The organism is Blastomonas natatoria (assembly GCF_003201955.1).
Taxonomy (GTDB): domain Bacteria; phylum Pseudomonadota; class Alphaproteobacteria; order Sphingomonadales; family Sphingomonadaceae; genus Blastomonas; species Blastomonas natatoria.
This window is the reverse complement of record NZ_QJJM01000014.1, coordinates 59,353-82,518: the sequence shown is the minus strand read 5'-3', so window position 1 is coordinate 82,518 and position 23,166 is coordinate 59,353. Positions and strand designations below refer to the sequence as shown.

Annotated in this window: 15 protein-coding genes; 7 read left to right on the top strand and 8 right to left on the bottom strand. The window is 64.8% G+C overall.

All coding sequences use genetic code 11. The features are described 5' to 3' along the window. Positions 1-12: 12 nt before the first annotated feature. The 3 genes from C7451_RS16035 to C7451_RS16025 all read right to left on the bottom strand — a co-directional run bounded on the left by C7451_RS16035 (position 13) and on the right by C7451_RS16025 (position 6,461). Positions 13-1,653, bottom strand: coding sequence for an alpha-glucosidase family protein (locus C7451_RS16035; protein WP_110299969.1), 1,641 nt, complete (start codon positions 1,651-1,653; stop codon positions 13-15). A 10-nt stretch (positions 1,654-1,663) separates the two neighbouring features. Continuing rightward, positions 1,664-3,496 (bottom strand): alpha-amylase family glycosyl hydrolase, encoded by a 1,833-nt coding sequence (locus tag C7451_RS16030; protein ID WP_244181973.1) that lies wholly within the window; start codon positions 3,494-3,496, stop codon positions 1,664-1,666. Between the two features lie 79 nt (positions 3,497-3,575). After that, positions 3,576-6,461, bottom strand: coding sequence for a TonB-dependent receptor (locus tag C7451_RS16025; protein ID WP_146215390.1), 2,886 nt, complete (start codon positions 6,459-6,461; stop codon positions 3,576-3,578). Positions 6,462-6,681: 220 nt separating this feature from the next. Here C7451_RS16025 and C7451_RS16020 point away from each other — a divergent pair, with 220 nt between their 5' ends. The 3 genes from C7451_RS16020 to C7451_RS16010 all read left to right on the top strand — a co-directional run bounded on the left by C7451_RS16020 (position 6,682) and on the right by C7451_RS16010 (position 11,564). Then, positions 6,682-7,701, top strand: a complete 1,020-nt coding sequence (locus C7451_RS16020; protein ID WP_110299966.1) for a LacI family DNA-binding transcriptional regulator — start codon at positions 6,682-6,684, stop codon at positions 7,699-7,701. Positions 7,702-7,829: 128 nt separating this feature from the next. Next, positions 7,830-9,335, top strand: coding sequence for an MFS transporter (locus tag C7451_RS16015; protein ID WP_110299965.1), 1,506 nt, complete (start codon positions 7,830-7,832; stop codon positions 9,333-9,335). Positions 9,336-9,392: 57 nt separating this feature from the next. Then, positions 9,393-11,564, top strand: a complete 2,172-nt coding sequence (locus C7451_RS16010) for an FAD-dependent oxidoreductase (RefSeq protein WP_110299964.1) — start codon at positions 9,393-9,395, stop codon at positions 11,562-11,564. Between the two features lie 3 nt (positions 11,565-11,567). Here the strand turns inward: C7451_RS16010 and C7451_RS16005 are convergent, their stop codons facing one another. The 4 genes from C7451_RS16005 to C7451_RS15990 form a co-directional block, all read right to left on the bottom strand. Next, entirely contained in the window at positions 11,568-11,792 is a 225-nt protein-coding gene (locus tag C7451_RS16005; RefSeq protein ID WP_110299963.1) for a hypothetical protein, read from the bottom strand. Beyond that, positions 11,749-12,030 (bottom strand): BrnT family toxin, encoded by a 282-nt coding sequence (locus C7451_RS16000; protein ID WP_110299962.1) that lies wholly within the window; start codon positions 12,028-12,030, stop codon positions 11,749-11,751. The genes C7451_RS16005 and C7451_RS16000 overlap by 44 nt, the downstream gene beginning before the upstream one ends. Before the next feature lie 8 nt (positions 12,031-12,038). Beyond that, the gene (locus C7451_RS15995) at positions 12,039-13,091 is read right to left on the bottom strand and encodes a ribonucleotide-diphosphate reductase subunit beta (RefSeq protein WP_110299961.1); all 1,053 of its coding nucleotides are present in this window, start codon (positions 13,089-13,091) and stop codon (positions 12,039-12,041) included. A gap of 203 nt (positions 13,092-13,294) precedes the next feature. Then, complete coding sequence (locus C7451_RS15990) at positions 13,295-15,304, bottom strand: ribonucleoside-diphosphate reductase subunit alpha (RefSeq protein WP_110299960.1); 2,010 nt, start codon at positions 15,302-15,304, stop codon at positions 13,295-13,297. Positions 15,305-15,886: 582 nt separating this feature from the next. Here C7451_RS15990 and C7451_RS15985 point away from each other — a divergent pair. Next, on the top strand, positions 15,887-17,410 hold the full coding sequence (locus tag C7451_RS15985; RefSeq protein ID WP_110299959.1) for a fumarate hydratase: 1,524 nt from the start codon (positions 15,887-15,889) through the stop codon (positions 17,408-17,410). A 246-nt stretch (positions 17,411-17,656) separates the two neighbouring features. Here the strand turns inward: C7451_RS15985 and C7451_RS15980 are convergent, their stop codons facing one another. Beyond that, positions 17,657-18,616 (bottom strand): MlaA family lipoprotein, encoded by a 960-nt coding sequence (locus C7451_RS15980; RefSeq protein WP_110299958.1) that lies wholly within the window; start codon positions 18,614-18,616, stop codon positions 17,657-17,659. Between the two features lie 212 nt (positions 18,617-18,828). On the opposite strand from C7451_RS15980, the gene recN reads away from it, so the two are divergent. Genes recN through ligA form a run of 3 tightly spaced genes read left to right on the top strand, consistent with a single transcriptional unit; the run spans position 18,829 to position 23,086 of the window. Next, positions 18,829-20,490 (top strand): DNA repair protein RecN, encoded by a 1,662-nt coding sequence (gene recN / locus C7451_RS15975; protein WP_110299957.1) that lies wholly within the window; start codon positions 18,829-18,831, stop codon positions 20,488-20,490. Continuing rightward, a complete protein-coding gene (locus C7451_RS15970) occupies positions 20,490-21,020 on the top strand; it encodes a hypothetical protein (protein WP_110299956.1) in 531 nt (176 codons plus the stop codon). Before recN ends, C7451_RS15970 begins: the two co-directional genes overlap by 1 nt. Further along, positions 21,020-23,086 carry an NAD-dependent DNA ligase LigA gene (ligA, locus tag C7451_RS15965; RefSeq protein WP_110299955.1) on the top strand — a complete coding sequence of 689 codons (2,067 nt, stop codon included), beginning with the start codon at positions 21,020-21,022 and terminating at the stop codon, positions 23,084-23,086. The genes C7451_RS15970 and ligA overlap by 1 nt, the downstream gene beginning before the upstream one ends. The last annotated feature ends 80 nt before the right edge of the window (positions 23,087-23,166 follow it).

The window sequence follows — 23,166 nt, the reverse complement described above, 5'->3', positions numbered from 1 at the left end:
CGGGGAAGAAAGTCAGTCGGGGGTGAAGAGCAGCGCGCCATGGCCGGGCAGGCTGCCGGGCGCGGCATGGTTGACGGCCATCAGCACCTTGCCCCTTGCGCGCACGCCGGCGGGCCAGGGCGCAGGCTCGGCGCTGAGGTTGAATGCGGCGATGATGCGCTCGCCCTCGGCCTCACGCTCAAAGGCGAGTATCCGGTCGTCGCAGTGCCGGATGGTGATGCTGCCCACTGCCAGCGCCGGATGCAGTTTGCGTAGCGCCAGCGCCGCGCGGGTGAGGTTGAGCAGCGAGGCTGGATCGGCACTCTGCGCGTCGACCGCGAGCAGACCGTGCTCGTCGCCGAAGGGCAACCACGGATCGCCGCTGCCAAAGCCCATGTCGTTGGCGCTTTTGCGCCACGGCATCGGCGTGCGCGCGCCGTCGCGGCTCAGCGTCAGCGGCCAGTTGGCGATCGCCTCGGGGTCCTGCAGCCGCTCGAACGGGATGTCGACCTGCGGCAGGCCGAGCTCCTCGCCCTGGTAGAGAAAGATATTGCCGCGCAACGCGACGAGCAGCAGGATCTTGAGCCGCGCGAAGGCCGCGCGATGCTCGGGAGCGGCCCAGCGCGAGAGCGCACGCGGCGCGTCGTGATTCTCGAACGCCCAGCTCGGCCAGCCGGTGCCGGGCGTATCGGGCCAGCCGGTCAGTGCCCCGGCGACGATCTGGGGCGTCAGCTTTTCGGCATAGAGAAAGTCGAAGCCATAGGCGCTGTCGAACCGGGTGCCGCCGGCTGTGAACAGCTTCATCTCGCGTTCGGCATCGTCGCCACCGACTTCGGCGACGGTGAACTTGCCGCCATAGCCGTCGATCAGCGCGCGCATTCGCTCGACAAAGCCGGGAATGTCGGCATGCGACTGGTTGAACACTTTCAGCTGGAAATCGAACGGCCGGGTGCGCGGCTTGCCGGTGTCGGGCGCGGGCGGATTGTCGCGCAATTGCGGATCGTGCATCGCGAAATTGACCGCGTCCATGCGGAAGCCGTCGACGCCGCGATCGAGCCAGAAGCGCAATACGTCGAGCAATGCTGCCTGCACCGCCGGGTTGTGCACATTGAGCTGCGGCTGCTCTTTCAGGAAATTGTGCATGTAATACTGGCCGCGCCGTGCGTCCCAGGTCCAGGCCGGGCCGCCGAACACCGATTGCCAGTTGCTCGGCGGGCTGCCGTCCGCTTTGGCATCGGCCCAGACATACCAGTCGGCCTTGTCGGCGCTGGCGCTCGAGCGGCTGTCGACGAACCAGGGATGCTGGTCCGAGCTGTGCGAGAAGACCTGATCGATCAGCACCTTGAGGCCCAGGTCATGCGCGCGCGCGACCAGGGCGTCGAAATCCTTCAGCGTGCCGAAGATCGGATCGACCCCGCAATAATCGGCCACGTCATAGCCGAAATCCTTCATCGGCGACGGGAAGAAGGGCGAGAGCCAGATCGCGTCGACGCCAAGCTCGGCGATATGGTCGAGCTTGGCGGTAATGCCCGCCAGATCGCCGATGCCGTCGCCGTTCGCGTCGGCAAAGCTGCGCGGATAAATCTGATAGATGACCGCGCCCTTCCACCAGGGACGGCTGGCACCGGTATCACTGTCCCTGGCGGGCCGGGCGTCGCAGATCGGCTTGGTCATCTCTAGGCTCTCAGTCGATCGGGGTGGCGCGGCAGACGGCATAGCCGAACGGGGCCAGGCGGATGGCGACCGATCCTGGCGCGCTCGCGCTGGTCGGGCAGATGCCTGTGAGGCCGATGAACGCGCGCGAGCGATAGCCGACCTCGACGTTCATGCTGACCGGCTGGTCCGAGGTGTTGACCGCGACGAGGATTTCCTCGCCATCGTCCTCGCCGCGCGTGAAGGCGAGCAGGCCGGGCTTGGGGCCATAATGGCGCAGCACCGTACGCCCGTCGCGCAGCCGGGGGTGCGCCTTGCGGATCGCCGACAGCTCGGCGATCAGCGTGTAGAGCGGGTGCGCGGGATCGAAATTCTCGGTCGCCGTGCTCGCATCAGAGCCGACCAGCCGGTTGTCGTTATAGCTGGCAACGCGGCTCGCGAACATGTCCTCGCGCGCGTCCTGATCATTGCCGTCGCCGGTAAATCCCTGCTCGTCGCCATAATAGACGGTCGGCACGCCGCGCGCCGTCATCAGCAGCACATGCGCGAGCTTCATCCGCGCCAGCCGCTCGGCCTCGCTGGCCTCGGGATAGGCCCTGTCGAGCATGTGGCCGAGCCGCCCCATGTCGTGATTGCCGAGGAACGTCGGCAGCGTGAGCGCGGTCGCCTCGCCGCCTTCATAGAGCACATCGCCCGCGATCAGCCCAGCGAACAGATCGGTCCCCGCCTTTTCGGTGAGCATGTCGCGCATCGCGGCCTGGAAGGCGAAATCGAGCACGGCGGGCAACTTGTCGCGCCGCGTGAACTGCGCGAGAAAGCCGGGGTCCATCGGGTCGTTCGCGACCTCGCCGAAGATGTGGAAGTTCGGGATGCCCTTCGCCCGCGCCCGTTCGAGCATCGCGGGGGCAAAGCGCGCCCAGAATTCGGGGTTCACATGCCGCGCGGTATCGATGCGGAAGCCGTCGATGCCGAACCGGTCGATCCAGCTGGAATAAATCTCGATGAACCCGTCTACCACGCGCGGGCTCTCGGTCATCAGATCGTCGAGCCCGACGAAATCGCCATAGCGCGAATCCTCGCCGTAAAAGCTCGTATTGCCGCGATTGTGATAGTGGATCGGATCGTTCAGCCAGGCCGGGACCTTGATCTGCTCCTCACCCTTGGGAAGCTGCGGGGTATAGGCGTAAGCCGGGTCGGTCAGCTGCGCGAAATTCTCGGCCGTGCGCACCTGATCGCCCTCGAACCCGGCGTTGATCTGCGCGCCCTTCAGGCCGCCCTTGGTCCAATAGGGGTAATCCGCCTTCGAACGATAGGCGCAGACCGGTTTTCCTGCGCATTCCTTGAAGTAAATCACATCGGCGGTGTGGTTGGTGATGATGTCCATATAGACTTTGATGCCGCGCGCGTGCGCCGCATCGACAAAGGCCCTGAACTCGTCATTGGTGCCGAAATGGCTGTCGACGCTGGTGAAATCGGTCACCCAATAGCCGTGATAGCCCGCGCTCTCCTGGCCCGGCTCGCCTTGCACGGCCTTGTTCTGGAAGATCGGCGCGAACCAGATCGCGGTGACGCCGAGGCGCTGGATGTAATCGAGCTTTGCCGTGAGCCCCTTGAGGTCGCCGCCGTGAAAAAAGCCCTTGTGCGAGGGGTCTAACCCGGTCTGCAGCCGGTCACCCTTCAGCCCGCCGCGATCATTCGAAGGATCGCCATTGGCGAAGCGGTCGGGCAGCACGAAATAGATGATCTCGTCCTGCGGGGCACGGCTGCGCACGGTGGCGGCGCTGTAATCGGGGGCCTGCGCTGTGGCCGGGGCCGATGCGGCCAGGGCGGCCAGTCCGGCCAGCGTCATCCAGTGTCGCATCATGCGGCAAACCTCGTAAAATAACGGGGAGCGGGTGGGGAAACCCGCCCCCCGACTGGTAACCGGATCAGAACTCGCCCATTCAGAACTCGTACGTGGCACCCAGGAAGAAGGTGCGGCCGAAATTCTGGATCGTGCCCGTCTGGGCGACATTGCCCCAATAGGTCCGGGTCGGTTCATCGGTCAGGTTGTTGACCTGCGCAAGCAGCTTGAGCCCGCGCAGCACGCTGCCTTCCTGGAACTGATAGGACAGCTGCGCATCCATCACCGTTTCCTTGGCGCTGGTCAGAATGAGCTCGCTGATGCCGATCTGCGGGCTGACGAAGCTCGACCGGTGGCGGGTGCTGAGGCGTGCGCCGAAGCCTGCCTTTTCATAGAACACGGTCGGGTTGAACACATGCTCGGACAGGCCCGGCAGCGGCAGGTTGATCGAGGCGCCGCTGGTCGCGCTGGGGAATTCCAGGTCGCTCTTGCTGTACGCATAGTTGAGCTGAACCCCAAGACCATCGAACGGAGCGGGCAGTTCGACGAAGGTCTTGGAGAACTGGAATTCGATACCATAGACATAGCCGCCATCACCGTTGATCGGCGAAGAGAAGCTGCCGACCGCGTTGCCGGGAATGTTGGTGCCCGGGATCGGCGGCGGAGTGATGCCGTTATCGACATAGTTGAACTGCGGAATCGTGCCGTTGATGATGTACGATTCGAGGTCCTTGTAATAGGCGCTGACCGCGAACACGCCCGAATTGCCGAAATAATGCTCGTAAGCGAGGTCGAACTGATTGGCTCTGTAGGGCGACAGGTCGGGATTGCCGCCGCTGCCGCTGGTGTTGCCGTCCGATCCGGTATTGACGCTGATCGATCCGCGCAGCTCGAAGAAGCGCGGGCGCGAAATCTGGCGGCTATAGCTCATGCGCAGGATGTCGCGGTCCGACAAGTCGAGGATCAGGTTCACTGCCGGCAGGAAGTCGTTGAACGTCCGTCCGCGCGTCACCGGACGACGATTCTCGCGCGCCGGTGGTGGCGTTGCGGGATTGTCGGTCAGGTTCGGGTCGGCAAAGTTGACGGTCGAGCTCTGGTCGGTGCGGACATAGCGCGCGCCGACATTGCCGTGGAAGCGCAAGCCGCCCAATTCGGTATCGAAATCGAGCTGGGCATAGCCCGCCCAGGTCTCCTCATCGATCCGGAAGCTCTGGTCGATGGTGAAATCGAACGCGATCTGGTCGGTGGGCTGGCGCACGCCCAGAGTGTTGCCGAAGGCGAGGTTGAACGCGCCATCGATATCGACGACGGCAAAGTTCGGAAGGCCCGCATTGGCATAGCCGCCCGAAAAGCCGGCCTGCTGCACCAGGTTGCCGGGCAGCGCCAACGGACTGCCGGGAATGCCGAAGGTGTTGAACGAGGTCACGCGGCGGTCGCCACGCCGGTCGGCATAGCGGAAGCCGAAACGCAGCTTGTCGAGGAAATTGCTCTCGTCAAAGCCGACCACCAGATCGGTCGCTGCCGCGAACAGCTCGTCACTGTCTGCCTGCGGCACGAGGAACTGGCCGTCGAGGAAGAAGCCGCCGCCCGCCGGATCGAGATCGGTGAAGTTCGAGCCGATCGAACGGATGGTCGGCAGTCTGGTGCCGTTGAGCTGATAATCGACCGAGATCAGGCCGGGGACCGAGTCTGCGCGCACGAGTCCTGTGGGTGTGCTGACATACGGGCGCAGGTTGATGCCGGCATTGTTGAAGAAGCTGGTGCCCTTGGAATAGCCCACATCAACCGCCAGGGTGACGCGCTCGTTGATGTCATAGGCGATATTACCGCCGATGGTGTACAGCTCGTCGCGGCGGCTTTCGTCCTGGTTGACCAGCTCGGTGCCCAGGCCGAAGCCGAAACCGTTGCTGCCCACCTGGTTGACGATCCGGCCGCCGATCAGCGCGTTGTTGGCGATGACCGGGTTGATGAACTGGTTGTCGCCCGATTGCGGCGAGACGACGCGAAGGCCGCGGCGCGCCACATCAGACCTGAAGCGCGAATAATAGCCGTCGATCAGGACCCGCAGATTGCTGGTCGGTTCCCACTGGATCACGCCAATTGCTGCGTCACGCGTTTCGCGCCCGCCGAACTGGATGCCTTCGAAGCCGAAGTTCAGCGAGTCCGCTACGCCATCGCCATTGAGATCGCGGGTGGGGGAGCCATTGGTGCCGGGGATCGGAAAGTCGAACTGCACGAAGCGGGTCGCGACGTTCGGCTGATAAAGCCGAGCATAGCCCAGAGCGATGCCGAGCGTGTCGTCGAGCAACTTGGCCTGGACCGAGCCCGAGACGCGATAGCCATAGGACGAGACGTCGGGGCTTTCGCTGGCGCGGTCATTGTACAGGCCGCGCAGGTTGACGGTCGCCTTGAAGGCGTCCGCATTGTCGAGCGGGCGCACGGTCTTCAATTCGACCTTGCCCGCGATACCGCCTTCGATATGGCTGGCGAGCGGGGTCTTGTAGACGGCGGCCTGGTTGATCAGCTCGGACGGATACTGGTCGAATTCGATCACGCGGTTGCCGCTGGTGGCGACCTGTTCGCGGCCGTTGAGCGTGGGGGAGACGAGATCCTGCGACAGGCCGCGAATGTTGATCGCGCTCGCCTGACCGCCGGTGCGCTGCGAGGTCACGCCGGGCAGGCGGGCAAGCGATTCCGCGATCGATACGTCGGGAAGACCGGCAATATCGTCGGCGGTGACGATATCGACGATGAAATTGCTCTCGCGCTTTGCGGCAATCGAGTTTTCGACACTGGCGCGGAAACCGGTGACGACGATGACGCCCGCTTCCTCGTCGATCTCGGCGTTGCCCTGTGGCTGTTCGGCATCTGCGGTCTGCGCGAGCGCGGGGCTGGCGGCGCCGATCATCAGTGCGGTGGAAAGGGCGGCAAGGCTGGTGCGGCCGGACGCAAGGCGCAGTCGACGGGCGCGAAAAATCGCTTTCATGATCACTCTCCCCAGGGGCCCCGCACGACAGTGGCGGGGATGATTTCTGGCGTCCGGAAGCAGTCCGTAGGCCGCCGGTTTTCAGGTGAACCGGTCGGCTGTCTGAATAACCTTTGCACCACGATTGCAAAAGGCATACGCATACGTATTCAGGCTGAAAGGTCGCAAAGAGCCTTAGAAAAGCGCGGTTTTGCAAGCGACTGGAAGCTCAAGGGGCAGGATGGGACGCAGGCCAACCTCATTCGATATCGCACAGCTGGCGGGCGTCTCGCAGCCCACGGTTTCGCGCGCACTGAGCGGCAATCCGGCGGTGAGCGAACAGACGCGCAGGCGCATCCAGGCGATCGCGGCGCAGCTCAATTATTCGGTCGACAAGAACGCGTCCTCGCTGCGCCGTCAGCAGGCGAACACGCTGGCGCTGCTGTTCTTCGAGGATCCGACGCCCGACGATTCGATGATCAACCCGTTCTTCCTGGCGATGCTCGGATCGATCACGCGCACCGCCTCGCGCGCCGGGTTCGATTTGCTGATCTCGTTCCAGCAGCTCTCCAGCGACTGGCATGTCGATTATCAGGACAGCCACAAGGCCGATGGCATCATCCTGCTGGGCTATGGCGATTACGAGGACTATCGCGCGCGGCTGACACATCTGGTCGAGCAGGGCACGCATTTCGTGCGCTGGGGCTCCCCCATGGCCAACGAGCCAGGGATCACCCTGGGATCGGAAAACCGCAGCGGAGGCTATGCCGCCACCCGCCATTTGATCGAGAATGGGCGCAAGCGGATCGCGTTCATCGGCATCGCGTCGAGCCATGCGCCCGAGTTCGAGGACCGCTGGCGCGGCTATCGCGATGCGCTGGCCGAGGCGGGGCTGGAGGCCGATCCGGCGCTTCAGCACGATGCGGTGACATCCGAGGAGGCGGGGCATGAAGCCGTCCTGTCGCTGCTGGCAGGAGGCACGCCTTTTGATGCGATCTTCGCCGCGTCCGATCTGATCGCGATCGGTGCAATGCGTGCGCTGGGCGAAGCCGGCCTGTCGGTCCCCGCCGATATAGCTCTGGTCGGGTTCGACGACATTCCGGCGGCGAGCTTCACCAACCCGCCGCTCACCACCGTCAGCCAGGATGTGAAGGCGGCGGGCGAGGCCTTGGTCGACACGCTGCTTCGCAAGATTCGCGGCCAGGCGGTCGAGCCCTATATGCTGCCCACTCAGCTCATCGTGCGCGGCTCCAGCAGCTGAGCTCCTACGTCCTGCACGTATACGTATGCGCTCAGGTTGTGCGGGGGCAGGCGGTCTGCCACGGTTCGGGCCAAGGACCCCGCGAAGAGCATAAGGCGCGGGCCTCAGGGACATACAGGGAGAGGCGCATGATCGCGGAAAAGCCGCGCAAGAGCTTTTGGCAGCTGTTCAACCTGAGCTTCGGATTCTTCGGCATCCAGATCGGGTTCGCGCTGCAGAACGCGAACATGAGCCGCATCTTCCAGTCCTTGGGCGAAAGCCTCGACAACCTGCCTGCGCTGTGGATCGCCGCGCCGCTGACAGGGCTGCTCGTCCAGCCGATCGTCGGCCATTATTCGGACCGCACCTGGACGCGGCTCGGCCGACGCCGCCCCTATTTTCTCGCAGGGGCCGTGCTCGCAGCGCTGTCGCTCGTCATCATGCCGCTGGCGCAATCGCTGCTGCTCGCCGCGATGATGCTGTGGATTCTCGATGCGTCGCTCAACATCTCGATGGAGCCGTTCCGTGCCTTTGTTGGCGATAACCTCCGCAAGGACCAGCACACGATGGGCTATGCCATCCAGACCGCGTTCATCGGCGCTGGCGCGGTGGCGGGCTCGCTCTTTCCCTATCTGCTGACCGATCTAGGCGTCGCGAATACCGCGCCGGCGGGCCAGGTGCCCGATACGGTGCGGATCAGCTTCTGGTTCGGCGCGGTCGCACTGTTCCTTGCGGTGCTCTGGACGATCCTGACGACGCGCGAATACAGCCCCGAGGAGATGCGCGCCTTTGCCGAGGCCGCGCCCGATGCACCTGACGCCCAGCCGATCCGGGCGCTCGCGACGCGCACGCTCACCAGCGCCATCGCCTGGATCGCCGCCGGGGCGGTCGTCATCGTTCTGGTCTGGAGCTTCGACCTCGAAAAGGAGGTCTATCTGCTCGGCGGGCTGCTTGGCGGCTATGGTCTCGCCAGCCTGATCGCGATCCGCATGGCGCGCGCAGGGCGCGACAACAGCCTGTTGGGGCATATTGTCGGTGATTTCTCGGGCATGCCGCCGATCATGAAGCGGCTGTCGCTGGTGCAGTTTTTCAGCTGGTCGGCGCTGTTCATCATGTGGATCTACACCACGCCCGTGGTCGCGCAGACCGTGTTCGGCGCAATGGATGCGTCGAGCCCGGCCTATAACGCGGCGGGCAACTGGGTCGGCGTGCTGTTCGCCATCTATAACGGCATCGCGGCGGTCGCGGCGCTGACGCTGCTGCCCTGGCTCGCCGCAAGAATCGGCAAGGTGCGCACGCACGCCCTTTGCCTGCTCTGCGGGGCCGCCGGGTTCGCGAGCTTCCTGTTCATCCGCGATGCGCAGCTTCTGATCGTCAGCGAGATCGGCATCGGCATCGCCTGGGCGTCGATCCTCGCCATGCCCTATGCGATCCTCGCCTCCAGCCTGCCCCAGGCCAAGCTCGGCATCTTCATGGGGCTGTTCAACGTGTTTGTCGTGCTGCCGCAGCTGCTGGTGGCGACGGTGATGGGCAGCCTGCTCAAGGCGTTGTTCCCGACCGAGCCGGTCTGGACGATGGCCTTCGCCGCCGCCGTGCTGGGACTCGCCGCGCTCGCGACGCTGCGCGTGCCCGAGCCGGACACAGCGCCCGTGTAACGATCCTCTCGCCCTAGCGAACCTGGAAGCGGGTGCACGCTATCGGGGTTCGCAGGGATGGACGCTGCCACAGTACAGGGCAAGGTGACGGGGGGCCAGCCGCGCCCGCTTCCGCTGGCGCTGCGCATAACTTTACGCGTCTGGTTGAAGCTCTACGCCGCGCTGATCGCCTCGGCGCGGCCGGTGTTCGATCTGGCCGTGCGGCTGATCATCGTGCAGGGGCTGCTTGGCTCGGGCCTGGTCAAGCTGATGGATTGGGAGCGCGCGCTGACGCTCGCGACCCAGGAATATCCGGTCAGCTTCATGTCGCCCCCTTTTGCCGCTGCCCTCGGCCTGGCGATCGAGCTGGGCGGCGCAGTGCTTCTGGCCTTGGGGTTGATGACGCGCGGCGCGGCGATCGCGGTGGGGGCGCTGATGCTGGTTGCGCAGCTCGGCTATCTGCCGACCGACACGCAGCTGTTCGTTATCGCGCTGATGGGCTGGTATGCCGTGCGCGGTGCGGGAGCGCTGTCGCTTGACCGGTTGCTGGCGCGTGGGCTCAAGGGCAGCGCGGTACCGCTGGCTGCGCCGCTGATCGGCCTGGGCGACGCGCTGGGCCGGCATGCCGCGCCCTGGTATCTCGCGGGTTTGCGGCTCTGGCTGGCACTGACGCTCGCGGTGCAGGCGGGATGGCTGGCGCTGCCCGAGCCGCAGGTGCTGCTGCCGCTCGACAGCTTCGCGGCGCTGCCGTCTGCCAGCGCCGGGCTTTATGCGCTGCTGATGCTCGCCGGGTTCGCCATGCCGCTCGTGTCACTGCTCGCGATCCTGGGGCTGCAGGGGGCGATGCTGATGGGCTATGGTGCGGGCCTGCCGCTGCTGGCGATGGCGACGCTGGCGCTGTTCATCGCCCATGGCAGCGGACGTGCCTCGATCGATGCGGCGATCGCGGCCTGGCTGCAGGCGAACGTGCTGCGCGATGCGCGGCCCGGCATGGTGCCTCAGGACTGGCCGCATGTGGTGATCGTCGGTGGCGGCTTTGGCGGGCTCGCTTGCGCGCTCGCGCTGCGCCGTCTGCCGGTGCGGATCACGCTGATCGACCGGCAGAATTACCATCTGTTCCAGCCTTTGCTCTACCAGATCGCCACCGCCGCGCTGTCGCCCGCCGATGTCGCCATTCCCATCCGCCAGATGTTCCGCGCCGATGGCAATGTCCGCGTGCTGCTGGGCGAGGTCGACCGGGTCGATGCGTCCGCGCGCACCATCGGCTTTGGCGGCAATGCGCTGGATTACGAATATCTCGTGCTCGCGACCGGCGCGACGCACAGCTATTTCGGCCGCGACGAATGGGCGGCCTTCGCCCCCGGCCTCAAGCGCGTGGAAGACGCCATCGCGGTGCGCGCGGCGCTGCTCGGCGCGTTCGAAAAAGCGGAAAGCTGCGGCGATCCGGCGCGCGCGCGGCGGCTGCTCACCTTCGTCATCATCGGCGCGGGGCCGACCGGCGTCGAGCTCGCCGGTGCGATTGCCGAGCTGGCGCGCCACGGACTGGAAAACGAATATCGCAGCATCGATCCGGCGGATGCCCGGGTGATCCTGGTGCAGGCGGCGAACCGCATCCTGCCCGCTTTCCCGCCCGAATTATCCGCTGAGGCCGCGCGTTCGCTCGAACGGCTCGGCGTCGAGATCCGGCTCGATGCGCGGGTGACCGGCATCGAGGCCGAGCGTGTGTGGATGGGCGAGGAAGCGATCGAGAGCGAGACGGTGCTCTGGGCCGCTGGCGTTGCCGCCTCGCCCGCCGGACGCTGGCTGGGGGCGGCGACCGATCCCTCGGGCCGGGTGACGGTCGATCCGTGCCTGCGCGTCGCGGGGCAGCCCCATGTGTTCGTGGTCGGCGATGCGGCGGCAAGCCTCGGCTGGGCGGGCAAACCCGTGCCCGGTCTCGCGCCCGCCGCCAAACAGGCGGGCCAGCATGTCGCCCGGCTGATCGGGCAGGAGTTGCGCGGCAAACCGGCAGACGCGCCTTTCGTCTATCGCCACCAGGGGAGCCTCGCCACCATCGGCCGCAAGAGCGCGATCGCCGATTTCGGCTGGCTCCGCCTGCATGGCGCGCCGGCATGGTGGCTCTGGGGCGCGGTCCATATCGGCTTTCTGGCAGGCTTCCGCAACCGCGCCGCCGTGATCGTCAACTGGCTGTGGAGCTATGCGACGCAACGCGCGGGGATCAGGCTGATCACCATGGGGGAGCGGGGGTAGGGGCTAAGCCGCGCGCGGCTTCTTGAGCGGTATGACAAGCCGTGCATTGTCGAACCACTCGTCGGTGAGCTCGGGAGCCGTGTCAGCATCTGCAGCAATCTGCTGAGCGATATCGTCGTCGGTCAGCGCGTCGAGCCGCGCCAGATTTTCTGGCGTCGCCCATTTCCTGGCAAAGGCCAGCGCCTCATCGCGGGAGACTTGCTCGGTATCTTCTGACTTCGCGGTCATTGGCTTTCCGGAAACTCACGATGCGGCGGTTGGTGCCGCGCCAAGTATAGACTACCACAAAGATGCGGTTGTCCAAAGCCGCGATGGGGCCCGTCGCAATGAAGCGTGGCTCGCCATAATCCTGCCGGCTGTCCTGCTCCTCGATGAAAGGGCCATCGAAGAGCAGGGCCGCGAGCTGGAAAGGCAAGCCACGCTCATGGATATTGATATTGTTCTTCACCGGATCGAACTCGATCACCGGTGCATTTACTCCGCCGCGATCCCCGCCTGCTTGAACATGTCCTCGCTGTCGTCGACCACCGCGACCTCGTTGGCGGCGCTCTTCTTCTGGCGCTTGTCGAAGGCGCTCCACACGTCGTTCCAGTTGCCGCGGGTTGCGCCCTTCGAATATTCCGTTGCGCGGGTTTCGAAGAAGTTGGCGTGCTCAACGCCGTTGAGCAGCGGGGCGAGCCAGGGGAGGGGGTGGTCCTCGATCATGTAGATCGCAGGCAGACCCAGCTGGCTCAGGCGCCAGTCGGCGATATAGCGGATATAGCGCTTGATCTCCTTGGCGGTCATGCCGCTGACCGGGCCCTGTTCGAACGCCAGGTCGATGAACGCATCTTCCAGCCGCACGGTCTTCTGGCAGCAGTCGATAATGTCCTCTTTCACCGCCTTGGTCAGGCAGCCGCGCTCGGCGCAGAAGGCGTGGAACAGGCGGATGATGCCTTCGCAATGCAGGCTCTCGTCGCGCACCGACCAGCTGACGATCTGGCCCATGCCCTTCATCTTGTTGAAGCGCGGGAAGTTCATCAGCATCGCGAAGCTGGCGAACAGCTGCAGCCCCTCGGTAAAGCCGCCGAACATCGCAAGCGTGCGCGCGATGTCCTGATCGTTGTCGACGCCGAAGGTCGCGAGATAATCGTGCTTGGCCTTCATCTCCTCATATTCGAGGAACATGCCATATTCGCTTTCGGGCATGCCGATGGTGTCGAGCAGATGGCTGTAGGCTGCGATGTGCACGGTTTCCATGTTGCTGAACGCGGTCAGCATCATCTTGACCTCGGTCGGCTTGAACACGCGGCCGTAATTTTCGTGATAGCAGTTCTGCACCTCGACATCGGCCTGGGTGAAGAAGCGGAAGATCTGCGTCAGCAGGTTGCGCTCATGATCGGAGAGTTTTTGCGCCCAGTCGCGGCAATCCTCGCCCAGCGGCACTTCCTCGGGCATCCAGTGGATCTGCTGCTGGCGCTTCCAGAAATCATAGGCCCAGGGGTATTCGAAGGGCTTGTACTGCGTGCGGGCTTCGAGAAGGGACATGCTATTGCTCCAAATTCCCCTCTCCCCGAGGGAGAGGGAGGGATGCGCAGCGGCATCCCGTGTTTAGATAAAATTCTGACTCAGATCCAATCAGGCTGATGCGGTGCCATACCGCTCTGGACCCCGGATCAATTCCGGGGACCGGACTAGGTTTGCGCGCAGCGGCATCAACTCGACCAAAGTACCACTTTGGTCGAAACCCTTTATTGGCAGGCCAAACACTCGTCGTAATCCGTCGTTTCGCCGAGCTCGAACTTGGGCGCGTCGATGGTGTTGTCCGCCTCGACGCCGCCGGCAAAGCCTGCGCGCTGGACCGACTTGGAGCGCAGGTAATAGAGTGACTTGATGCCCAGCTCCCAGGCGCGGAAGTGCAGCATCAGCAGGTCCCATTTGTCGACGTCCGCCGGGATGAACAGGTTCAGCGACTGCGCCTGGTCAATGTACGGCGTGCGGTCGGCTGCCAGTTCGAGCAGCCAGCGCTGGTCGATCTCGAAGCTGGTCTTGAACGCATCCTTTTCTTCCGCGCTCAGGAAGTCGAGATGCTGGACCGAGCCGCCGCGTTCGAGGATCGAATTCCACACATTGGTCGAATCCTTCGACTTTTCGCGCAGCAGCTTTTCCAGATACGGGTTTTTGACCACGAAGCTGCCCGAGAGCGTCTTGTGGGTATAGATGTTCGCGGGGATCGGCTCGATACACGCGCTGGTGCCGCCGCAGATGATCGAAATCGACGCGGTCGGTGCGATCGCCATCTTGCAGCTGAAACGCTCCATCACGCCCTGATCGGCGGCATCGGGGCAGGGGCCGCGTTCCTTGGCCAGCAGCATCGAGGCCTCGGACGCCTTGGCCGCGATATGCTTGAAGATCTTCATGTTCCACGACTTGGCGAGCGCCGATTCGAAGCCCAGGCCGCGTGCCTGGAGGAACGAGTGGAAGCCCATCACGCCCATGCCGACCGAGCGTTCGCGCATCGCGCTGTAGCGGGCACGCGCCATTTCGGGCGGAGCGCGGTCGATATAGTCCTGCAGCACATTGTCGAGGAAACGCATCACGTCCTCGATGAAGCGCTTGTCGTCGTGCCACTGGTCCCAGGTTTCGATGTTGAGCGAGGAGAGGCAGCACACGGCGGTGCGGTCATTGCCCAGGTGATCGCGGCCCGTGGGCAAAGTGATCTCGCTGCACAGGTTGGAGGTCGAGACCTTGAGGCCGAGCTCGCGGTGATGCGCGGGCATCATGCGGTTCACGGTATCGTTGAACACGATATAGGGCTCGCCGGTGGCGAGGCGCGTCTCGACGAGCTTCTGGAACAGCGCGCGCGCATTCACCGTGCCGCGAACGCTGCCGTCCTTGGGGCTGCGCAAGTTGAACTCCGCGCCATCGCGCACCGCTTCCATGAACTCGTCGGTCAGCAGCACGCCATGGTGCAGGTTGAGCGCCTTGCGGTTGAAATCGCCCGACGGCTTGCGGATTTCGAGGAACTCCTCGATCTCCGGATGCGACACGTCGAGATAGCAGGCCGCAGACCCACGCCGCAGCGAACCCTGCGAGATCGCGAGGGTCAGCGAATCCATCACGCGCACGAACGGAATGATGCCGCTGGTCTTGCCGTTGAGGCCGACCGGCTCGCCGATGCCGCGCACATTGCCCCAATAGGTGCCGATGCCGCCGCCGCGCGACGCGAGCCAGACATTCTCGTTCCAGGTGTTGACGATGCCTTCCAGGCTGTCGTCGACGCTGTTGAGATAGCAGCTGATCGGAAGGCCCCGGCCCGTGCCGCCGTTCGACAGCACCGGGGTGGCGGGCATGAACCACAGCTTCGAGATGTAATCATAGAGCCGCTGGGCATGCTCCTGATCGTCGGCATAGGCATCGGCCACGCGCGCGAACAGGTCCTGATAGGATTCGCCGGGCAGCAGATAGCGGTCTTCCAGCGTTTCCTTGCCGAAATCGGTGAGCAGCGCATCGCGGCTCTTGTCCGTGACCACGTTGAAGCGGCGTGCGGCAACGGTCTTGCTGTCCAGAGCCTCGGCGGGCTTGGCGGCGGCGGCTTGGGTGGCGGCCATCGCGATCAGCGCCATTTCCGCAGAATTGGCCTCGCCCGACGCGACTTTTGCGCCTGCGCCTGCTGCGGAATCTGCCTTGGCGGCTGCGTCCAGTACATCTGCTTCACCCATATCGTCTGCGCTACCCTTGCCCGTATCTCTGAAATCCATGACGCCCCCGTAATGACATTTGATGGGAAACTTTGTTCCGCAATTGTTCGACTCGGGGCGCAAGCGTCCCGTATAGCATCTTGTGGCCCGCGACGGGGGAAAACTTATCCCCAACAGAAGGTCCCGAAAGGGGCGAAAGCCCCTTGACGTGAAGGCCCATGTCTGCCCCCTCGCCTGACGTTACCCACTGTTATTGGTATGCCCCGTCCGCATGCCCCACTACCTATAGTGCCGTTTCCTGATTCCGGCGCAAGAGGGTAAATGGTTAATTAGGCCAACCGTTCGTCGCGCGTGGGATTCGCTTCGTCGCTGGCCGAGCGGACGCTAGGCGGTGCGACGCGTGGAAAAAAGCCGGTCCGAAAAATCGCAAGAGGGCAAATGCGGCTTGCCCACAATTTCCTCTCCACAGGCTTGTGCACGTCAAATTTCAGGCTGTGGATGACCGTAATCGGGTGGGGCGGTGCCTCTCGAAACACATTCCCTTGTGCCTCCGCTTGCGATAGCCGTGCGGCCACAATAGAGACGGTCGCAGTTCATCCGCCCGCGCCCTTGAGCGCGTGTCCAGTTGCCCGGGGGAATGCCATGACCGTGACCATCAAAGCCGCCGACCTGATCGAGAGCGTCGCCGACGCGCTGCAGTTCATCAGCTATTACCACCCGATGGACTATATCCGTGCGCTGGGTGCGGCATACGAGGCGGAGCAATCGCCTGCGGCCAAGGATGCGATCGCGCAGATCCTCACCAACAGCCGCATGTGCGCGGAAGGGCATCGTCCGATCTGTCAGGATACCGGAATCGTCAACGTCTTCGTCAAATGGGGCATGGACTGCCGCCTCGACGATACGTCGCGCTCGCTGCAGGAGATTGTCGATGAGGGCGTGCGTCGCGCCTATCTGCACCCGGACAACAAGCTGCGCGCTTCGGTGCTCGCCGACCCGGCCTTCACCCGCCGGAATACGAAGGACAACACCCCTTGTGTGCTGCATGTGGAGATGGTGCCGGGCCATCACGTGCATGTCGATGTCGCGGCCAAGGGCGGTGGCAGCGAGAACAAGTCCAAGTTCAAGATGATGAACCCCTCCGACAATATCGTCGACTGGGTGCTGGAGATGATTCCGCAGATGGGCGCGGGCTGGTGCCCGCCGGGCATGCTGGGCATCGGCATTGGCGGCACCGCGGAACATGCGGTGCTGCTCGCCAAAAAGGCGCTGATGGAGCCGATCGACATGGGGCCGCTTAAAGCACGCGGGCCGCAGAGCGATCTGGAAGCGATGCGGATCGAGATTTTCGACAAGGTCAACGCGCTCGGCATCGGCGCGCAGGGTCTCGGCGGCTTGTCGACCATCCTCGACGTCAAGATCATGGACGCGCCCTGCCATGCAGCGGGCAAGCCGGTCGCGATGATCCCCAATTGCGCCGCGACGCGCCACGCGCATTTCAGCCTCGACGGGTCGGGCCCGGCCTATCTGGAGGCGCCGAAGCTCGACGAGTGGCCCGATGTCAACTGGACGCCCGACAAGGCGGCGATCCGTGTCGATCTCGACAACCTGACGCCGGAGGTTGTGCAGAGCTGGAAGCAGGGCGACCGGTTGCTGCTCAACGGCAAGATGCTCACCGGGCGCGACGCCGCGCACAAGCGCATCCAGGACATGCTCAGCCGTGGCGAGCCTCTGCCGGTCGAGTTCCGCGGCCGCGTGATCTATTATGTCGGCCCGGTCGATCCGGTGGGCGAGGAGATTGTCGGCCCCGCCGGCCCCACCACCGCGACGCGCATGGACAAGTTCACCCGCATGATGCTCGAGCAGGGCCTGCTCGCGATGGTCGGCAAGGCCGAGCGCGGCCCGGCAGCGGTCGATGCGATCCGCGACCACAAGAGCGCGTATCTGATGGCGGTCGGCGGCGCGGCGTACCTCGTCGCGCGTGCGATCAAGGGCAGCACGGTCGTCGGCTTCCATGACCTGGGCATGGAGGCGATATACGAATTCGAGGTCAGCGACTTCCCGGTGACCGTCGCGGTCGATGCGCAAGGCAACAACGTCCACCAGCTCGCCCCGCTCGTGTGGCGCGACAAGATCGCGAAAGAGGGGCTGTTGCAGGGGGCGTGAGCCAAGCGGATGTGCAGGCGTTGAACCGCCCAACGTCCGCTCAGCCTGAGCTTGTCGAAGGCCCCGCGCCGATGCCTGCGTCTTAACTCTCGTCATTCCCGCGAACGCGGGAATCCCGCTTTGCGCGGAGCATTGAAGAAAGCGGGACCCTCGCGTGCGCGGGGGTGACGAATTGATTTTTCGGACGGTCTGTGCGGGGCCTTCGACAAGCTCAGGCTGAGCGGAGGTGGTTAGTGGGTCAAGCGCTCAAAGCCCGCCTACCGGCACACAGTTCACCGAAGGCGTCACCGGCGCAACCGGCACCACCATCGTCCGGCCCGTGCCCGGATTGACGAACGGCAGGTCCGCATCGGGATATTGCACCCGGCCCTTCAGCGCATCGATCTCGGCCTGGCGGCGCTTCAGGTAGAAATCGCGCGCGGCCATATAGGGGTCGCCGCTCTGGTTGCGCAGCGCGTTCAGCTGTTCGTCGATCTGGATGCGGCCCTGCAGCGCGCTCAGCGTCGCGGCGGGAAGGGTGAAATAGGGGTCGTTGAACGGCGCGCCCGCGACCGTCGGCAGCAGCAGTCCGTCAATCGTTCCGCCGACCAGATCGCGCACCGTGGTCGGCCCGATCAGCGGCAGGAACAGATACGCGCCCGGCTCGACGCCATAATAGCCGAGCGTGTTGGCAAAGCCGTTGCGGCGATAGGGCAGTTTGAACGGATCGCGCTTGGCGACATCGAACAGCCCGCCGATGCCGATGGTGCTGTTGATTGCGAACCGCCCGACCGTCTCCGCCGCCTTGCCCGGCTTCAGCTGCAGCAGGAAGTTGAGCGCGACAATGGGCTCGGTCAGGTTGCGCAGGAAGTTGCGGATGCCGTGGCGCACCGGCTTGGGCACCGCGTCCTTGTACGCCATCGCCACCGGGCCGACGAGTGCCTCGTCGACATCCTGCACGACCTCGAACGATTGTGCATTGAGCTGCAGCATCGGGTCGCCAGGCTCGGAATCGGGCCGCGCCGTGACGACAATGGCACCGCCCTGGTCGAGCGATGCCGGCGCATCGGCAGGTGCACCCGGCAGCGGCGCATTGGCAGGGCAGGGTGGCAGCGCGGGCATGGCCTGCTCGGTCCGGATGGGGCTGCCCGATGGCGGAACAACCGGCTCGGCCCCGGCCTGCATTGTCGAGAGCACCAGCGCAAGCGGCAGGGCAGCGAGGCTCATCGCGCCGTCCCGAAGTCGAGGATTTGCGGTATAAGGGTCATTTTCGCGTCGTCATCCTTGCGCATCCATGCCCCATTGGCCGGAGCTATGGGGAGCGCCGGAACAAGTCAATGCCATGCACGCGCTTTTACCCGCAGATGATCGTGCGGTTGCGCCACCATCGTCCAAAAAGCCTGTTTCCAGATGTGCCTGCTCTGTTCTAAAGCACGGGGATGCTGCTGTCGCTCGCCATTCGTGACCTGGTGCTGATCGAGGCGCTCGATCTGGACTTCCATGCGGGCCTCGGCGTGCTGACCGGGGAGACCGGGGCGGGCAAGTCGATCCTGCTCGATGCGCTGGGCCTCGCCATGGGCGCGCGCGCCGATAGCGGGCTGGTGCGCCAGGGGGCCGAGCGGGCACTGGTGATCGCGGGGTTCGATACGGCGGACCATGCCGGTGTTGCTGCACTGCTCCAGGACAATGACATCGCGCAGGAGCCGGGCGAGCCGCTGCTGATCCGGCGGCAGGTGCGCGCCGATGGCGGCAGTCGTGCGTTCGTCAACGACCAGCCGGTGTCCGCCGCGCTGCTTCGCGACCTGGGCGCGATGCTGGTCGAGATTCATGGCCAGCACGACGATCGCGGCCTCATCAACCCCAAGGGCCATCGCGACCTGCTCGATAGTTTCGGGCGCTGCGATGTCGCGGGCGTCGCGGCGGCCTGGCGCGAATGGCAGGCGGCTGAGCGCGCGTTCGTTGCGGCGAGCGAGGCGATCGAGACCGCGATGCGCGACCGCGAACTGCTCGAGCATAATCTGGAGGAACTTGCCGCGTTCGGCCCTCAGCCTGGCGAGGAAGAGGAACTGGCAGGCGAACGCGCCGCGATGCAGAAGGGCGAGCGGCTGTCGGGCGATCTCGCCGAACTGTTCGAGACCTTCGAGGGATCGAAGGGCGCGCTGGCGCAGCTGCGCGGGGCGGCGCGCAAGCTGGGGCGGATCGCGGAGGAGCATCCGCTGCTCGACCAGGCGATGGAGGCGCTCGACCGCGCGATGATCGAGGCTGACGATACAGAGGCCAAGCTGCGCGCCGCCTCCGAGGCTTTGACCTATGACGCGGTGCGGCTCGACGAGCTGGAGCGGCGGCTGTTCGATCTGCGCGCGCTCGCCCGCAAGCACAATGTCGCAGGCGATCTGCTGCCCGATCTGCTGAAGAAGATGCAGGCGGACTGGGCCGCGCTGGAATCGGGCGGGGCGAATGTCGCCGAACTCGACAGGGCGCGGCACAAGGCGCGCGAGGCCTATGTGGCGGCCGCCGAGGCGCTGAGCGTAGCGCGGACCAAGGCGGGCGCGGCGCTCGATGCGGCGGTGATGGCCGAATTGAAGCCGCTGAAGCTCGACGCCGCACGCTTCCGCACCCTGGTCGAGCCGCTCGACGAGGCGCGCTGGGGCGCGAGCGGCAAGGATCATGTCGAATTTCTCATCTCGACCAATCCGGGCAGCGATTTCGCGCCGCTGATGAAGATCGCGTCCGGAGGCGAGCTCTCGCGCTTCATCCTGGCGCTCAAGGTCGCGCTGGCCGAACAGGGCGGGGCTGCAACGATGATCTTCGACGAGATCGACCGCGGCGTCGGCGGCGCGGTCGCCTCCGCCATCGGCGAGCGGCTCGCGCGGCTGGCGCGCGGTACGCAGCTGCTGGTCGTCACCCACTCGCCCCAGGTCGCCGCGCGCGGCAGTCAGCATCTGCTGATCGCCAAGACCTCGGACGGCACGGTAGCCCGCACCGGCGTGCGCACATTGGACGATGCCGGCCGCAAGGAAGAGATCGCTCGGATGCTGTCGGGCGCGGAAATCACGCCCGAAGCAAGAGCGCAGGCGGACCGGTTGCTGGAGGGGGTGTGATGAGCGAATTTGCCGAAGGAGCCCCTGAGATTGCATTGAACGATCAATCTCTTGCTCACCTTGGCCGGGCAGCTCTTTATGAAGGTTTTGCAAAAACTGCCCTCACTCTTTGCTTGAAGGCGCTAAAAGGGTTGAATCACGAGCAATGGGTGCGTTTGGAGCGTATGCACTTTAAAGACATTGTGAAGGCTATCGACCAAGAGCTGGTCAGGTTTCCGTTATTGCGCCCCTATTTCGAGGGTATAAAGGAAAATCATGAGCGCTGGAGGGAAAGGCGGAATTTCTCAATTCATGCTTCATGGGGCACTGACACCAGAGGAAAACCGGTTGCCAACTGCTATCGACGGAAGACGTTAGGGGATGAAAATGACGTCGTGGGGGCAGCCAATGATTGTTTCTGGTTAGCAAAAGAAGCTAGGACTTTTCAGTATCAGATCGCTCTACTGATTGCGGACGGATCGTTGACCGGAGGCGGTGCGAAAGGTCCCGGAGGAAAAATGCGTACCCCGACGGGCACAGTGAGCTTTTGATGATCGATTCACATCAGATGTCCGAAGCCGAAGTCGCGATCGAGCTCCAGCGGCTCGCCAAAAAAATCGCGCATCACAACCGGCTCTATCATGCCGAGGATTCGCCGGAGATTTCCGATGCGGATTATGACGCGCTCGTTCGGCGGAACAATGAGCTGGAAGCGGCCTTTCCGCACCTGATCCGCGCCGACAGCCCCAGCCGGATGGTGGGGGCGGCTGTCGAGGCCTCGCCGCTGACGAAGGTGCGGCATGAGCAGCGGATGATGAGCCTCGACAACGGCTTTTCGGACGAGGACATTGCCGAGTTCGTGGGCCGGGTGCGGCGCTATCTCGCCTTGCCGGAGGGCGAGGTGCTGGCCTTTACCGCCGAGGACAAGATCGACGGGCTGTCGCTCTCGCTGCGTTATGAGAATGGCGAGCTCGTGCGCGCCGCGACGCGCGGCGATGGCGAGGTGGGCGAAGATGTCACCGCCAATGTCCGGACGATTGCGGATATTCCCGAACGCCTCGCTGGCGGTGGTGTCCCCGACATCCTCGAAGTTCGCGGCGAGGTGTACATGTCCAAGGCGGACTTTGCCGCGCTCAATGCGGCGCAGGAGGCACGCGGCGAGAAGCTGTTCGCCAATCCGCGCAATGCCGCCGCCGGCTCGCTCAGGCAGAAGGACGCGAAGGTCACCGCCGCGCGGCCCTTGCGCTTTCTTGCGCATGGCTGGGGCGTCGCAAGCGCGGTGCCTGGCGCCACGCAGCATGCGGTGATGCAGGCGATTGCCGCGATGGGTGTGCCGGTGTCGCCGTTGCTGGTGCGGGTCGAAACATTGGAAGACCTGCTCGCGCATTATCGCGAGATCGAACGGCGGCGCGCCGACCTGCCCTATGATATCGACGGCGTGGTCTACAAGGTCGACCGGCTCGACTGGCAGGCGCGGCTGGGCTTTGTCGCCAAGGCACCGCGCTGGGCGTTGGCGCACAAGTTTCCCGCCGAGCGCGCCGAGACGACGCTGCAGGCGATCGACATCCAGGTCGGGCGCACCGGCAAGCTGACCCCGGTGGGCAGGCTGGTGCCCGTGACCGTCGGCGGTGTCGTCGTGTCGAACGTGACGCTGCACAATCGCGACGAGATCGCGCGGCTGGGCGTGCGCCCTGGCGACCGGGTGAAGGTGCAGCGTGCGGGCGACGTCATCCCGCAGGTGGTCGAGAACCTGACCCGCGACGAACTGCGTGAGCCCTACAACTTCCCCGATCACTGCCCCGAATGCGGCAGCGAGGCGGTGGCCGAAGACGGCGAGGTCGATGTCCGTTGCACCGGCGGGCTGATCTGCCCGGCGCAGCAGCGCGAGCGATTGAAGCATTTCGTCAGCCGCGCCGCGCTCGACATCGATGGCCTGGGCGAAAAGACGATCGCCGAGTTTCTCGACGCCGGCTTCATCAGGCTGCCGGGCGATATCTTCCGCCTGAAGCAGCACCGCAGCGCGATCCTGGCGCGCGAGGGCTGGCAGGAAAAGTCGGTCGACAATCTGCTCGCCAGCATCGAGGCGCGGCGCGGGGCGGACCCTGGGCGCTTCCTGTTCGCGCTCGGCATCCGCCATGTCGGCGCGGTGACGGCGAAAGACCTCGTCAAATGCTTCGGCAGCGCCGAGGCGGTGGGCGAGATCGGGCGGAGGCTCGCTGAAGGCAGCATTGAGGCCACCGCCGAAGTCACCGCAATCGACGGCATCGGCCCCGCCGTCGCCGAGGCGCTGGGCGATTTCTTCCACGAGCCGCATAACGCCCAGGTCTTCGACGATCTGATCGCCGAGGTCCGCCCTGTCGCCTTTGTCTCCACCGCGCGCGAGACCGAATGGAGCGGCAAGACCATCGTGTTCACCGGCAAGCTCGAGACCATGAGCCGCGACGAGGCCAAGGCGCAGGCCGAAAGACTGGGGGCCAAGGCCGCGGGGTCCGTTTCGGCCAAGACCGATCTGGTCGTGGCCGGACCCGGCGCAGGATCGAAGCTGAAAAAGGCGGCGGAGCTCGGCGTGCGCGTGGTCGACGAGGCCGAATGGGCGGCGATCATGGCATCGGCTTGAAGTTTCCGGTCCTTCTGGCGTCATGGCGCCGAAAAAGTTCAGCCGCTGTCGAATTCACCCATTGCCGTTCGTCATGGGGC